Origin of the sequence: Pseudobutyrivibrio sp. AR14 (genome assembly GCF_900101325.1) — a bacterium.
GTDB lineage: Bacteria > Bacillota > Clostridia > Lachnospirales > Lachnospiraceae > Pseudobutyrivibrio.
Window position 1 is genome coordinate 89,980 of the sequence record NZ_FMUY01000007.1, and the last position, 14,492, is coordinate 104,471.

The 14,492-nt window shown below is 41.2% G+C and carries 14 protein-coding genes; 13 read left to right on the forward strand and 1 reads right to left on the reverse strand.

The features are described 5' to 3' along the window. Positions 1-93 precede the first annotated feature (93 nt). From BLP50_RS08175 to BLP50_RS08230, 12 genes are all read left to right on the forward strand, one after another. On the forward strand, positions 94-303 hold the full coding sequence (locus BLP50_RS08175; RefSeq protein ID WP_090153560.1) for a HypC/HybG/HupF family hydrogenase formation chaperone: 210 nt from the start codon (positions 94-96) through the stop codon (positions 301-303). Continuing rightward, positions 303-1,343 carry a hydrogenase formation protein HypD gene (hypD, locus tag BLP50_RS08180; RefSeq protein WP_090153562.1) on the forward strand — a complete coding sequence of 347 codons (1,041 nt, stop codon included), beginning with the start codon at positions 303-305 and terminating at the stop codon, positions 1,341-1,343. The genes BLP50_RS08175 and hypD overlap by 1 nt, the downstream gene beginning before the upstream one ends. Positions 1,344-1,387: 44 nt before the next feature. Beyond that, a complete protein-coding gene (hypE, locus tag BLP50_RS08185) occupies positions 1,388-2,389 on the forward strand; it encodes a hydrogenase expression/formation protein HypE (RefSeq protein WP_090153564.1) in 1,002 nt (333 codons plus the stop codon). Between the two features lie 126 nt (positions 2,390-2,515). Next, the gene (locus BLP50_RS08190) at positions 2,516-4,507 is read left to right on the forward strand and encodes a methyl-accepting chemotaxis protein (protein ID WP_090153567.1); all 1,992 of its coding nucleotides are present in this window, start codon (positions 2,516-2,518) and stop codon (positions 4,505-4,507) included. A 14-nt stretch (positions 4,508-4,521) separates the two neighbouring features. Continuing rightward, entirely contained in the window at positions 4,522-5,520 is a 999-nt protein-coding gene (locus BLP50_RS08195) for a substrate-binding domain-containing protein (RefSeq protein ID WP_090153569.1), read from the forward strand. 100 nt (positions 5,521-5,620) lie between these two features. Beyond that, positions 5,621-6,004 carry a response regulator gene (locus BLP50_RS08200; RefSeq protein ID WP_090153571.1) on the forward strand — a complete coding sequence of 128 codons (384 nt, stop codon included), beginning with the start codon at positions 5,621-5,623 and terminating at the stop codon, positions 6,002-6,004. 307 nt (positions 6,005-6,311) lie between these two features. Then, positions 6,312-7,460 carry a THUMP domain-containing class I SAM-dependent RNA methyltransferase gene (locus BLP50_RS08205; protein WP_330386073.1) on the forward strand — a complete coding sequence of 383 codons (1,149 nt, stop codon included), beginning with the start codon at positions 6,312-6,314 and terminating at the stop codon, positions 7,458-7,460. A gap of 4 nt (positions 7,461-7,464) precedes the next feature. Next, positions 7,465-9,189 carry a lectin like domain-containing protein gene (locus BLP50_RS08210; RefSeq protein WP_090153573.1) on the forward strand — a complete coding sequence of 575 codons (1,725 nt, stop codon included), beginning with the start codon at positions 7,465-7,467 and terminating at the stop codon, positions 9,187-9,189. 4 nt (positions 9,190-9,193) lie between these two features. Further along, positions 9,194-10,258 carry an N-acetylmuramoyl-L-alanine amidase family protein gene (locus tag BLP50_RS08215; protein WP_090153575.1) on the forward strand — a complete coding sequence of 355 codons (1,065 nt, stop codon included), beginning with the start codon at positions 9,194-9,196 and terminating at the stop codon, positions 10,256-10,258. 41 nt (positions 10,259-10,299) lie between these two features. Then, the gene (locus tag BLP50_RS08220; protein WP_090153577.1) at positions 10,300-10,911 is read left to right on the forward strand and encodes an XTP/dITP diphosphatase; all 612 of its coding nucleotides are present in this window, start codon (positions 10,300-10,302) and stop codon (positions 10,909-10,911) included. Then, positions 10,892-11,395, forward strand: a complete 504-nt coding sequence (locus BLP50_RS08225) for a metallophosphoesterase family protein (protein WP_090153580.1) — start codon at positions 10,892-10,894, stop codon at positions 11,393-11,395. The genes BLP50_RS08220 and BLP50_RS08225 overlap by 20 nt, the downstream gene beginning before the upstream one ends. Then, positions 11,385-12,884, forward strand: a complete 1,500-nt coding sequence (locus tag BLP50_RS08230; RefSeq protein ID WP_090153583.1) for an ASKHA domain-containing protein — start codon at positions 11,385-11,387, stop codon at positions 12,882-12,884. Before BLP50_RS08225 ends, BLP50_RS08230 begins: the two co-directional genes overlap by 11 nt. 281 nt (positions 12,885-13,165) lie before the next feature. Here BLP50_RS08230 and BLP50_RS14650 read toward each other — a convergent pair whose 3' ends face one another. Next, positions 13,166-13,363 (reverse strand): YjfB family protein, encoded by a 198-nt coding sequence (locus BLP50_RS14650; protein ID WP_090153585.1) that lies wholly within the window; start codon positions 13,361-13,363, stop codon positions 13,166-13,168. Positions 13,364-13,600: 237 nt separating this feature from the next. Here BLP50_RS14650 and BLP50_RS08240 point away from each other — a divergent pair, with 237 nt between their 5' ends. After that, positions 13,601-14,485, forward strand: coding sequence for an alpha/beta hydrolase (locus tag BLP50_RS08240; protein WP_242869244.1), 885 nt, complete (start codon positions 13,601-13,603; stop codon positions 14,483-14,485). The last annotated feature ends 7 nt before the right edge of the window (positions 14,486-14,492 follow it).

The window sequence follows — 14,492 nt, forward strand, 5'->3', positions numbered from 1 at the left end:
TAACTGTGAATAGTAACATTATATTGAAAACAAATTAAAGTTTTATGGTATATGCCAAGGACAACCTAGGCATATACTTGGAAGGAATTATTTATGTGTGTTGCAATACCCGGTTTAGTTAAAAAGATGAAAGATGGAAAGGTCACTGTTGACTTCAATGGTAACGAGGTTGAGGCATATGCAGGACTTGTTAATGTAAAAGAGGGTGACTATGCTCTCGTTCATGCTGGATGTGTCATCCAGACTTTGAAAAAAGATGAGGCTGAAGAGATCCTCGAGCTTATGGGAGGCCTTGAGGGCTAATGGAAATCGTTGAGCTTGTTGATTTTTTAAAAAATTATGATGGCAGGAAAATCCGTCTGATGGAGGTTTGCGGTAGTCATACACATGCTATTGCAAAGCATGGCATCAGAGATTTGCTTTCGCCACAGATAGAGCTTTTGTCAGGACCAGGGTGCCCTGTTTGTGTTACACCTACAGCTTATATTGATAAGCTTATTGAGCTGAGCCTTGAGCCTAACACTACGGTGGCTACTTTTGGAGATTTGCTGAGAGTGCCAGGTTCTAAGGAGAGTCTTAACGAGGCTAAGGGCCGAGGCGGTAGCGTGGAGATGGTTTATTCTCCGATGGATGTTTTGGCGCTGGCACAGGACCATCCAGATAGAAAATATGTATTTGCAGCAGTTGGTTTTGAAACCACTGCACCGGTTTATACACTTCTTCTGGATAATGCAATAGCTAGAGGGCTTGATAACATTCGAATTCTTACAGCCCTTAAGACCATGCCAGGAGCTATTTCTTTCCTGTGTGACAATGGAGCCCAGATAGATGGATTTATTGCACCGGGGCATGTGAGTGCTGTCACTGGAGCGGATTATTTCAATGATTTGGCAGCCAAATACCAGATTCCATTTGCAGTGTCAGGCTTTGGCAGCAAGGAGCTGGTGATTGCCATCTATGGTCTTGTGCAGATGGTCATTAATAATGATAACACTGTTAAGAACTACTATACTTCAGTTGTAGATAGCGGCCAGAATGACATCATAGAAAAGCAGCTGGCTAAGTACTTTAGACCGGCCGATGTGGTGTGGCGAGGAATGGGCATCATTCCAGGTTCGGGACTTTTATTAAAAGAAGAGTTCGCTGGATTTGACGCGGGAAGTGATGGGCTTGATGAGGACAACAAGCGTAACAAGGCATGCCGATGCGGCGAGATTCTTATGGGCAAGGCTAAGCCACATGACTGTCCTCTCTTTGGTAAGGTATGTACACCGATGACTCCAGAGGGAGCCTGCATGGTCAGCGAAGAGGGCTCATGCTTCAATGCCTACTTGGTTAAATAGAAATAGTTTTGTTAATGTAGCAAGTTGATAAATGGAGAATTATTATGGGAAAAATAATTATGGAGCACGGTTCAGGCGGACGTGCAACAGGAGAGTTAATTAGAGAGATTTTTGAATCACAGTTTCACAGTGATGTACTTTCAGAGATGGAGGATGCAGCAGTTGTTCCTGGAGATGGCACTATTGCCATGACAACAGACAGCTTTGTTGTTACACCACTTGAGTTTCCAGGGGGAGATATTGGTCGACTTTGCATCTGTGGTACTGTCAATGATTTGTGCATGAGAGGTGCTGTTCCAAAGTACATTACATGCGGATTTATTCTGGAGGAGGGTGCAGATATTGATACCCTCAGAAGAATTGTAAAATCAATGGCGGAGACTGCTGATGAGGCAGGGGTTAAAATCGTTGCCGGAGATACAAAAGTTATCGAAGGGAATGGTGGAATCTATATCAACACAGCCGGTGTTGGATTTGTGCCAAAGGGCGTAGATATCAAGGCAAAGAATGCTGAAGATGATGATGTTATTATCGTATCTGGCAATGTGGGAGATCATCACGCCACAGTACTTAGCCAGCGCATGGGCATTAAAAATACAATCGTAAGCGACAACGCTCCACTTCAGGAGATGGTAGGCAAGCTTATCGAGAGCAAGATTCCAGTTCATGTACTTAGGGATGTGACTCGAGGAGGACTTGCCACAGTTCTCAAGGAGCTTGCACTTGCATCAGGTCTTAGATTTGATTTATTTGAGGAAAAGCTTCCTGTTGACCCTCAGGTTCAGTCATTCTGCGGACTTTTAGGCCTTGACCCACTTTATATGGGAAATGAAGGCAAGCTTGTAGCAATAGTTCCAAAGGACTATGCAGTACAGGCTTTAGAGGTGATTAGAAGCTGCAAGTACGGCGAGAATGCTTGTATGGTAGGCGCCGTTAATATCCCTGAGGATGAGACAGAAGAGGGAGCTCTTATTATGAGAACTGAAATCGGTGGAAGACGTTTTCTTGACATATTACAGGGAGAGGGATTACCACGTATTTGCTAGTAAAAGTCACTCTTTTTTAACAATATTTTAACATCTGAATTCTATAATTGCGTTAAAGCTCTAAAATGTTTTTTTCAATAAAGTAAGTCATTAAAGCTATTATTTTAAACTAAGGAGACTTTCAAAATGGGAAAAGTAAAAGAGAAACGACGCGCTAAAATTAAAAACAAGCTATTATTATTCTTATTACCAGCTGTAGTAGTTACAATTCTTATTTTGGTACTCATTTCCGGGTATCTTTCAAGTAGAAGTTTGTCTACCATGGCCACATCGCAGCTAAATTCTTCTATTTCAAACCAGGCTGATAATATAGAAGCCTGGCTTGATGACAATCTTCAAACCTTTGCCACAATAAAATATATGGTAGAGCAGGCTCATTTACCTGATGAGGAATTAAATTCTATGATGGATTCATTATACGGATTTAATACTTATTGTAAGAATGGGCCTTATATTGCTACCCAGAGTGGAAGAGTCTACAAAGCATCAGAGTCCACCAAAGACACATCAAATCCTACAGATAAGGTGTGGTTCAAGCAGGGACTTAGCCATGTAAATATGGTATACGGAAGTACCTATGAGGATGCTGACGGCACAAATGTTATAAGTGCTACAGGTATCATCAAGGATGACTCTGATGACTTGAAGGTTATTGCAGCTGATTTGTCCCTTGATCAGATTAGTATCATCGTTAATTCAAGGGTGAAAATGGATCAGGCTTCATCATTCCTTGTAGACCTTACAGATAGTACAATACTTGCCCACAATGATAAGTCTAGAGTTTCTACAAAGCTTACCACCGATGACAGCGACAAGCTTATGGCGGCAATAGCTGAAAAGGTTAAAACCAGAAACTATAACACAGTAACTATACAAAACAATGTAGTGGCATTTAAGCAGATAGCTGGAACAGACTGGGTGCTTGTTTCTTATGTTCATAATGACACTATTATGCAGGATGTGACAAAGCTTGTTACCACCCTTGCAATCATAGGAATAGTTGCAATCTTACTTATCATGATACTTATCAACTTGATGGTATCAAAAGTTGTAGCTCCTCTTGGTGGAATTACAAAGAACATTTCTGATATGTCGGCTGGTGATTTCACAATTGACGTGAAGGAGGAGAGCAACGACGAGATTGGTCTTATGGGCAGCAAGGTAAACGAGTTCGTTCAGTCCATGAGAAAGATGCTTAGTGATATAAATGAAGAATCTAAGGTGCTTAAAGAGCAGTCGGATAATTCGGATGTTGTATCTAAGAATATGTACGAGGCATCTCAGTCACAGTCAGAGGCTATGCAGAACCTTAACAATACTGTTGACCAGCTTGCAGTTGCTGTAAATGAGATTGCTGAAAATGCAACCACTCTTGCTATGGTTGTTTCAGATACAAGAGATAATTCGCTTCAGGCCAATGACAGTATGAAAGAAACTGTTGAGATTAGTAAAAAAGGCCGTGATGATATGGAACAGCTTGCAGGTGCAATGCAAGATATTAAGAGCAGCAATGATGAACTTGTAGAATCAATCAATGTAGTTGGTAAAGCTTCAGAGGAGATTACCAATATTGTAGGTCTTATAGCAGAAATCGCTGAGCAGACCAACCTTCTTTCTCTCAACGCTTCTATCGAGGCAGCTAGAGCAGGAGAGACAGGTAAGGGATTCGCAGTTGTTGCTACTGAAATCGGTAACCTTGCTAAGAACTCTGCACAGAGTGCGGAAAATATAGCAAAGCTTATTGATGATGTAAGAAAGGCTATTGATAGCGTTGTTGGACAGGCACAGACCAATGCAGACAAGATTGAAGCAAACAGCGAACTCATCAATACTGCCGTAGATACATTTGATCAGATTTATCAGAACATTGAAAAGTCTAATGAACTTATTGACCTTATGATACAGGATGTACAGAAGGTTGATGATGTTGCCAGCAACGTAGCAGCTATCTCTCAGGAGCAGGCAGCTAGTACAGATGAAATCCTCGAGACTAGCCACAAGATGGTTGAGCAGGCAAACAGCATCACCCAGAACAGCCAGGATGTTGCAGACAACTCACACAAACTGGCAAATACATCTGAGACACTTACATCTTATGTTCAGCAGTTCAAGATTTAATAAGGAGACGAATTATGAAAAATCAAATCAAAAAATCAATGGCTTTTCTAATTTGTATAGTGATGACGGTTGCATCCCTTGTAGGCTGTGGAGCTAAATCAGGTGGTGGCGGCTCAGTAAATGGAAGTGGAGTAAAAATTCTCATGACACTTCATGACGATACAGATACATTCCTCATCACTCTTTGTGAAACAATTGATAAGAGAGCTCAGGAAACAGGCGCTACAATTGATACCGTTTACTGTCAGAGTGATCCGGAAATTCAGATGCAGCAGATTGCTGATGCTGCAGGGCAGGGATACGATGCTATTATTTGTAGACTAGCAGATGCTACCACAATTCTTCAGATGGAAAAGGCGGCAGGTAATCTTCCTATAGTATTCATAAACAATGAGCCAGATGTAGACTATCTAAAGGCAGATAAATTTGTTTATGTTGGTTCATTTGAACAGGATGCTGGAAGATTCCAGGCAGAGTACATTTGGAATGGACTTGGTAAGCCTCAGTCATTAAATGTAATTATCATGGAAGGAATGAAGGGCCATGCTGCAGTTCCTCAGCGTACAAACGCTGTAAAATACTTTTTCCTTGATAATGGTGTAGATGCAAATTATGTATTTGTTGATCACGGAGATTGGTCAGATACAGTTGCATACGATCAGCTTGAAATATTTAAGAAGACCCATCAGGATTTTGATTGCATTATATGTAACAATGACCCTATGGCTATTGGTGCTATTAAGTGGCTTAAGGATAACGGATATGATACACATGACAAACTAGTAGCAGGAATAGATGCAACTGATGATGGTTGCGCAGCAATAAGAAGTGGCGATATGTACATGACAGTTCTTCAAGATACTGTTGGTCAGGCAGAGAATGCAGTGGACTGTGCAATAACCTTGGCAAAAGGTGGCTCAGTAGGCTCAATGGAAGGTGCTACAGAGGATCTAAAATATGTGTGGGTACCGTTTGTTCCTATAACACCAGAAAATATTGATCAGTATAAATAGTGATGATGACTTAACAATATTTTCATAGTTGGATGGTGGCTTGTGTGGTATAATAACTGTAAACTTCCAAATTGATTTTTTGATAGGAGGAGGACGCTCTTTGGGAAAGACAGTTTTAGTTGTTGACGATTCGAAATTTATGCGAGCCGTCGTCAGAGGCGAAATTGAAAGAAATGGCTGGACTGTTATTGCTGAGGCAGATTGTAGCGATGCGGCTGTTGAAAAGTACAAGCAGCTCAAGCCTGATATAGTTACTATGGACATCACCATGACAGTAGATGGTCACACCATTGGTCGTAGCTCTAATGGCATTGATGCTATCAAGAAGATCAAGGAGTTTGACCCAGATGCTAAGATTCTGGTGGTTAGCGCCATGGGTCAGAAGTGCTATGTAATCGAGGCTATTGAGGCAGGCGCTAAGGACTTTGTTATTAAGCCATTTGATGAGACTAGATTTGCAGAGGCATTAGGTCACTTTAAGTAATCAAAAAAACACTAAAGGGCTGTACGAACAGCCCTTTTTATATGCCTAAAATGGAAACTCTCTTGATTTTTTTAAATTGTGATATAACAAAAAGTGAATAATTATGCAAGAAAAAAGACCGAAAAACTCGGTCTTTTTGAGGGGAGTATAAATAATTAATAAGGGTATGACAGGAAACTGCCTGTCACGATTCCGATTATAATATAGATTTTATAATAATGCAATAAAAATAATTTATTGTGCATCAATGAGTAATAATACACACATGGTATTTGACTCTATTCTGCTCAAAGGTTAAGATATTTTTATGTTGAAATTATTTACTATTAGCTGTCCATGCCACTTCGGTTTGGAAGCTCCATTAAAAAGAGAAATATATGATTTAGGTTATGAGGTTACTGAGGTTACAGACGGTAGAGTGACCTTTACTGGCGATGCAGAAGCAATCTGTCGAGCAAATATCAATTTGCGCACTGCTGAGCGAGTTCTTATAGAGGTAGGTCGATTTAGAGCTACTACTTTCGAAGAGTTATTTCAGGGTATCAAGTCATTAGACTGGGAAAATTACATTCCTGTAGATGGAAAATTTTGGGTAACTAAGGCTACCTCTGTTAAGAGTAAGCTTTTTTCACTTACAGATATTCAGTCCATCGCTAAAAAGGCTATGGTTGAGCGCATGAAGTCCCACTATGATATTCAGTGGTTTGACGAGGATGGCTCAGATTACCCTGTTAGAATATTCCTTATGAATGACAATGTTATTGTCACATTGGATTCTACAGGTACTCCACTTCACAAGAGAGGATACCGTACATACACTAGCAAGGCTCCACTTTCTGAGACTATGGCGGCGGCACTTATTCAGCTTACTCCATGGCATCCAGACAGGATTCTTGTGGACCCATTCTGTGGTTCGGGTACATTTTTGATTGAGGCTGCACTTATGGCTGCCCACATTGCTCCTGGACTTAACAGAGAGTTTACATCTATGGATTGGAATAATCTGATTCCACAGAAGCTATGGAGAGAGTGTTTTGACGAGGCCAGAGCCGAGGTAGATACATCGGTAGAGTGCGACCTTCAGGGATATGATATTGACCCTGAGATGGTTAAAATCGCCCGCCTTAATGCCAAGCAGGCGGGAGTGGACCACATGATTCATTTCCAGCAGAGAGATGTGGCAGACCTTAGCCACCCTAAGAAATACGGATTTATTTTGACAAACCCACCTTACGGTGAGCGTCTTGAGGATAAGAGAGATTTGCCAGCAATCTACGGCAAGTTAGGAGCAGCATTCAAAAAGCTTGAAACATGGTCCATGTTTGTAATCACAAGCTATGAGGATGCGCCAAAGGCTATCGGCAAAAAGGCCGATAAAAATCGTAAAATTTATAACGGAATGATAAAGACTAGATTCTATCAATTTTTAGGACCTAAGCCGCAAAAAAAGGATTAGTTAAATGAGATTTTCCAAGAGATTTTTAGTGTTTGCTCTTCTTTTGGCATTCACTTTGTTTTGGAAATTAAATAATTGGAATGACAAATACGCAGCTGTAGAGTCATTCCGCGGGGCAGCACTGAACAAGGACGTGCTGTACCCTCTCATGTCTAAAAATCTTAATGATTCAGGTCAACTTAAGGTCTATATTAATGGCCAGCCATACTTAAATACAGCTGGTTATACAATTCTTGATGACAGTCTCAATCCAGTTGGATCCTTAGAATTTATTCGCAAAGAGCTTATGGGCTCTGCCTTTATGGTGGATGACAGCCAGGCTCTTATTCAAATTACAAATGATATTTTTTCTTTTACAAGAGGTGAGAAAATAGCCTACAAAGGTCAGGAGGAGCTTGAGCTTGCGGTTGCACCTTCTATATATAGAGGGGAAATGTACGTAGGACTTCAGGACCTATGCCAGATATTCGGGTACAAATACGATTACGACGCCAATAAATACACAGTCAATATCTCTTACAAAAAGACAGCTACACTGCCTAAGAGATATGATCTCAGGAGTGTAAACAGAGTTAGCAATATTAGAAATCAAGGTTCCACATCTACCTGTTGGGCTTGTGCATCCTTGGAGGCCATGGAGTCATCTATGCTTCCAGCCTTGCCTTACAATTTTTCAGTGGATTCCATGATTAATGACAATTCATTCGGTCTTTCTGAGGCAGATGGCGGCGATTATACCATGGCATTAGCCTACCTGCTTTCTTGGCAAGGGCCAGCTCTTCAGGACAGACATACTACACTGATTGATGAGTGGACAGGAAATGGTGAACAGGAAAATGTTCATCTTCAGTCAGTACAGTTTTATGATTCGGAAAATCTCGATGGAATCAAGTGGGCTGTATATAGATATGGTGGAGTTTCTACATCAGTATACGCCAGCGTTTCAACAGCCAACTTAAATGGTTCTAACAGCTACAATAGCCTGACTAATTCCTACTATTATAGAGGTAGTTCAAAGCCTAATCATGACGTAGTTATCATAGGCTGGGATGACAATTATCCAGCTACTAATTTCATGGATACTGCTCCTGGCAATGGGGCATTTATCTGCCAGAATAGCTGGGGAAGCGGATTTGGTGAGGACGGTGTATTCTACATTTCCTACTATGACACCAATGTAGGTAATCAGGCAGTTTCTTACGTAGATGTGGATACTAACAACACATACAATTATATTTATCAGAGCGACTTGTGTGGCTGGGTAGGCCAGGTAGGCTACAGCAAGGAGTGGGCTTATGGCGCCAATACATTCGTAGCCGATGGCAATCAGCAGATAGAGGCAGCTGGTTTTTACGCTCTTGGTAAAGACACTAATTATAAAATTTATTTTGTTCCAAATTATGAAAACACTAGCAGCCTTGTTAATAAGGAGCTTGTGGCATATGGTCAGGTTGACCAGGCTGGTTATTACACAGTAAAATTTGACCAGGCGAAAATGGTTTCGGAGGGAGAAAACTTCGCAATAGTACTCTACGTCAACACACCTGATACATTGCGTCCTCTTGCAGTTGAGTACGTTGCCGACTCCATGACAGAGAAGGTGACAATAGAGGATGGTAGGGGATATATCAGTAACAACGGTCTGGATTGGGAGAGCGTTGAGGATGTAGCAAGTGCTAATCTATGCATAAAAGCGTATGCAAATAATGTAGTCGAAGTTTATGAGTGATTAAATGGAAGAAAAGGTTATGGGGGCTTTCACCGCTATAATTCTAGTGGTGGTGATTGCAATGAGTTGTTTGCTTGTGTATGTGCCAAACATGCATATTATTGCTCTTAAAATCGAAGACTCTCAGATGATGGGTGGTCGAGTTTCGATTATGGATATGCTTAGGGAGAGTAACGCTGATTTAGAGGCGGATGACCCTGACACAAGACAGAGCATTTTAAAGGGGCACCAGATTAGGTTGACCCTTCCACAAAATGTCACCAGCTCTGCAGTAGAGATTAACAATAATTACGTCAACAGAACTATCAACATCAAAATCAAGGGAATCGGCAAGGATTATTTCCAGAAATTCCCAATCAGAGGTAACTCGGACAATATCGTAGATGTTACCTACAACAGTGAGAATCTGGTAGGTCTCATCCAGATTACAACAGATGATGTGTTTGAAGTGTCCATGACATCTGAGGGGGAAAATATTTATTTTGATTTTGTTGACCCTCATGAGATATATGACTATGTTGTGGTTATTGATGCAGGCCACGGCGGCAATGTTCCTGGCGCCACCAAGCAGGGGGTCTGTGAAAAGGACATTAATCTAGATATAGTTCTTGAGTTGAAAAAGTATTTTGACGCATGTGATAAAAATATAGGTGTCTACTACACCAGAACAGATGACACCAATCCATCATTTGCCAATCGAGTAGGACTGGCTAATGACACGGATGCTGATCTTTTTATATCAGTTCATAACAATTCTACAGCCTCAGGCCGTATGTCATCCATAAATGGAACAGAGGTCATGTACGAAGCTGGAGATTCTACAGGTGAGTCTAAGAAGTTTGCCCAGATGTGCCTTAGTAATCTCTTGGGAGAGCTTGGCACAAAATCAAAGGGGATAGTAGTGGGGGATGAGGTATACATTATCAGAATGTCAAAGCCTCCAGTAGCCCTCGTGGAAGTTGGATTTATGACTAACCAAAAGGAACTGGATAACCTGCAGGAACAGGAGTATCAAAACAAAGCAGCATTGGCTATATACAATTCTGTATTACAATATTTAAATTTATAATAGTCGGTAAGCTATAGGAGCCACTGGCAGATTGGAGAATGATGAAGACTAGAATTATTTTTGCTACAGGAAATGCAAACAAAATGAGAGAGATTCGTGAGATTCTCGGGGAGGAGAAATACGATATCCAGTCCATGAAGGAAGCAGGCATTGATGTGGATATTGTGGAAGATGGAACCACCTTTGAGGAGAATTCTCTTATAAAGGCACGAGCAATTGCAAAAGAGGCAACAGATGCTATCGTTCTTGCAGATGACAGTGGACTTGAAATCGATGCACTTAACAAGGAGCCAGGTATTTATTCTGCTAGATATATGGGCGAGGATACATCATACGACATTAAAAATGCCAATTTGATTGAGCGACTTGATGGAGTAGAAAAAGAAGACAGAAGTGCTAGATTCGTATGTGCGGTTTCAGCTGTTTTTCCAGACGGAAACGAGGCAGTTGTAAGAGGCACTATCGAGGGCTATATTGGATGGGAGCCAATGGGCGAAAATGGCTTTGGTTACGACCCAATTTTCTATCTATGGGACAAGGATGTTAGCACAGCTAGCATTTCCCCAGAGGAGAAAAATGCAATCAGCCACAGAGGCCAGGCTCTTAGAATGATAAAGGAAGAAATTGTTAAGCATGAAAATATTAGTTGTTAGTGATACCCATGGCATGTCAGAGAATCTCAGTGATGTTATTGAGATAGAAAAGCCAGATAGAATTTATCATCTTGGAGATGGCCAGGGTGTAGAAGAGAGAATATGGATGATGACTGATGCTCCAGTTGAGTGCGTATGCGGCAACTGTGATTGGGGCACTAATCTTCCAAACGAGGTAGTGCTTGAGGTGGGCAAGCATGTGATTATGCTCACTCATGGTCACTACTACGGTGTAGGATTTGGCTACGAGAGAATAGCCGAGGCTGCCAGAGCAAAGGGCTGCGACGTAGTCTTGTACGGACACACCCATGTTCCAACTATCGATTATTATGAGGATTTGATTATAGCCAATCCAGGAAGCATAGCATTCCCAAGACAGAATAGTCGTGAACACACTTATATGACAATTATGGTGGATAATGAAGGTGAGTTGAAATTCAATTTACATTCATTAGAGGAATACGATAGAAAACATGGAAATTAAAATTGTAATTGACGGCATCGAACCTGAAAAAGAATATGTCCTGGTTAGCTTCGAGGACATTTCTTTTGTTGAGGTGATGAAGCAACTTGGAATCAATTTCTACAGACCTTGTGGTGGGGCAGGCAAGTGCATGAGTTGTGCTGTGAGATTTGCCTACGGAGCTCCCGAGATTACTTCTGCAGATGAGCGAGGTATAGAGTTCAATGATCTAAGAAATGGATGGAGACTAGGCTGTAAGTGTATCATCACCAAAGACTGCAAGATTCAGGTGCCTCTTTCTCTAGTTTCAGAGATTCAATCCCCAGACACACTAATTGCAGATGAAAATTTACCTCTAGACAAGACCAATATCGCCATTGCGGTAGATATTGGTACTACCACTATTGCTGCGGCAGTGGTGGACTTGCATACAGGCAAAATTCTTAGACAGAAAAACTGTACCAACAGTCAGACAGGCTACGGCGCAGATGTAATGTCGAGAGTAAAGGCTGCTATGGAAGGTCATGATGAGGATTTGATGAATGCAGTGAGAAATGACCTGATGAATATAGGCAGGCAAATACTCGGCGAAGATTATCTTATGCATAGAGTGGTTATCGCTGGAAACACAGTTATGACCCATCTGTTTTTACATTACCCTGTAGATGGTATGGCCAAATTCCCATTTGTTCCATACACACTTGATAGTGTGAGATTTGCCCATGATTACAAGGATATATTCTTTATGCCATCAATATCCGCCTTTATCGGAGGAGATATTGTAGCAGGTCTTTATTACATAAAGAAAAAGAAAGAGCCTAAGAACTATCTGTTTGTGGATTTGGGAACAAATGCGGAGATAGTTTTGTATGATGGCAATGAATACCTTTGCACATCTGCATCAGCTGGCCCAGCCCTAGAGGGAGCGAACTTGCGATGTGGAGTGGCATCTATCAGAGGTGCTATCAATCACATTTCCATTTCCCATGGAAGAGTTAAGTACACAACCATCGGAGGCGAGGCTCCTATCGGTATATGTGGAAGCGGCGTTATCGATTTGATTTCTGAGCTATTTAGAAATGGAATCATAGATTCAGGCGGCCTTCTGGCAGAAGAATATGCAGAAGAGGGATTCCCTGTGGCAGAGGGTATTGTCATTACAGGAGAGGATATTCAGCAGGTGCTTCTTGCCAAGTCTGCCATTTATTCTGCTATCACACTTTTAGTCAGGGAGTCTAGCATTGAGATGGAGGACATAGAACACCTATATGTGTCAGGTGGTCTGGGAGCTTCCATTGGCGTATGGTCCGCAGCTGGAATCAATATTTTCCCAAAGGAGCTTATTAATAAGTTTGAAGCAGTAGGCAACACATCCCTCCTAGGAAATATAGCATTTATCACAAATCAGGATGAGGATGCACTAAAGGAAATAAAAGAAAAATCCAGAGTGATTTACATGGCAACCAATCCGGATTTTGAAAAACTGTTTTTAGAAAATTTAACTTTATAACAAAGTGAAAAGGACGTCGGCGGGACGTCCTTTTCTAAAAGGGAGAATAATGTTATGAAAAAAATGGTTCATCGCTTCTGTCTTGCGATATAGTAATAATACAATCCATTTCTGAAGGAACAATGTTAAATATGTGAATAAACCTTGCAGAATAAAAGTTTATTTGTGAATTACTGTACAGGAATTTTTGAATAAGAATTATGTAATGAAATTGATTAAAAGTGGACAGAACGAAGGCTCGCCACCGTAGCGAGCCCTTAATTATTATAACACCCAATCGTTCATATGCGTAGATCAATGGCAGTGCCCGAGGTAGGGTAAACCAAACTCTCAAGAGAAGGTGAATTCATATCCATCCCCTCTGTAAGCATCGTAACCTGTCCCTCTATCAGGTCCAAAGACTTACTAAGCATCGACGTTCCCACCGCCGACATAAGCTTATTTTGACTTAGGTTCATTGAAATCTCGGCTACATCCATGTCTGCGCCTCCCCTAAAAAGACATTAGTCTTTCCTACAAAACCAATTCTAGCACTTGTTAATTCACAAATGGTGTCAAGTTGTGACTAAATTGTGAAAATTCTGTGTTTTTCGATTTAACAGAATGGTTACCATTTCTTAATGAAATTTTACGAAAGAATAATTATAATTAATCCATAAGATGTTAAAAAGGGGAATTATATGGCTTTGCGAAGGATAAACTGGAATGACCCCTTGATGAAAGCAATCAAGGCCTTCAACTCAATAACGGGAAATTCCCTTACAGAAGAGGATTTGAAAAAGCAGAGATCTGCTATGGAATTGGCAGGGAAGCTTGCGGCCCCTACTGGTGATGTGGAGATAGAACCATTTAAGGTAGGAGACATTTCATGTGAGTGGATACGTCCGGTTCTTGCACACAATCCATCCTATGTTATTTTGAATGCCCACGGTGGAGGCTACGTGTGTGGCGGACTTAGATATGCTAGAATTCTTGGTGCCAAGCTGGCCCTTGCTACAGGATTTTCTGTAGTGACTTTTGAATATAGGCTTGCACCTGAACACAAATTTCCGGCACCTATAGATGATGGTGAGATAATTTGGAACTATCTATTAGAAAAGGGCTTTAGTGCAAAAAATATTTTGATGGCAGGGGATTCTGCTGGTGGACATCTTGTGATTTCACTGACCCAGCGATTACTTGGGCAGGATAGAATGGCACCTAGAGCGCTTATAGTAATGAGTCCGTGGACAGATATGACTGCATCCTCTGCTAGCTATGAGACATACAAGACAAAGGACCCGATTCTCACATACAAGTATGTGGTGGGAGTCCGTGAGGCATTTATAGGAGATAAGGCTGATCCAGCGGAGCCTAAATACAGTCCTTTATTTGGAGATTTTTCAGGATTTCCACCTACATTTATTATGGTAGGCAAAAACGAAATCCTGCTTGAGGATAGTGTCCAGCTCAACAAGAAAATGACTAAAGCTGGAGTGAAATCCACTATTGATATAGAAAAAGATGGTTGGCATGTATACCAGCAATTGCCACTTCCAGTGGCGGGGCGTGCAATGAGGCGTATAGCAAAATTCATTGCTGAGGAAATATACAATGCATAAGGAGTAA

Coding starts and splice junctions, on each gene's coding strand:
- BLP50_RS08175 (WP_090153560.1), top strand. CDS start 94: ATGTGTGTTGCAATACCCGGTTTAGTTAAAAAGATGAAAGATGGAAAG.
- hypD (WP_090153562.1), top strand. CDS start 303: ATGGAAATCGTTGAGCTTGTTGATTTTTTAAAAAATTATGATGGCAGG.
- hypE (WP_090153564.1), top strand. CDS start 1,388: ATGGGAAAAATAATTATGGAGCACGGTTCAGGCGGACGTGCAACAGGA.
- BLP50_RS08190 (WP_090153567.1), top strand. CDS start 2,516: ATGGGAAAAGTAAAAGAGAAACGACGCGCTAAAATTAAAAACAAGCTA.
- BLP50_RS08195 (WP_090153569.1), top strand. CDS start 4,522: ATGAAAAATCAAATCAAAAAATCAATGGCTTTTCTAATTTGTATAGTG.
- BLP50_RS08205 (WP_330386073.1), top strand. CDS start 6,312: ATGTTGAAATTATTTACTATTAGCTGTCCATGCCACTTCGGTTTGGAA.
- BLP50_RS08210 (WP_090153573.1), top strand. CDS start 7,465: ATGAGATTTTCCAAGAGATTTTTAGTGTTTGCTCTTCTTTTGGCATTC.
- BLP50_RS08215 (WP_090153575.1), top strand. CDS start 9,194: ATGGAAGAAAAGGTTATGGGGGCTTTCACCGCTATAATTCTAGTGGTG.
- BLP50_RS08220 (WP_090153577.1), top strand. CDS start 10,300: ATGAAGACTAGAATTATTTTTGCTACAGGAAATGCAAACAAAATGAGA.
- BLP50_RS08225 (WP_090153580.1), top strand. CDS start 10,892: ATGAAAATATTAGTTGTTAGTGATACCCATGGCATGTCAGAGAATCTC.
- BLP50_RS08230 (WP_090153583.1), top strand. CDS start 11,385: ATGGAAATTAAAATTGTAATTGACGGCATCGAACCTGAAAAAGAATAT.
- BLP50_RS14650 (WP_090153585.1), bottom strand. CDS start 13,363: ATGGATGTAGCCGAGATTTCAATGAACCTAAGTCAAAATAAGCTTATG.
- BLP50_RS08240 (WP_242869244.1), top strand. CDS start 13,601: ATGAAAGCAATCAAGGCCTTCAACTCAATAACGGGAAATTCCCTTACA.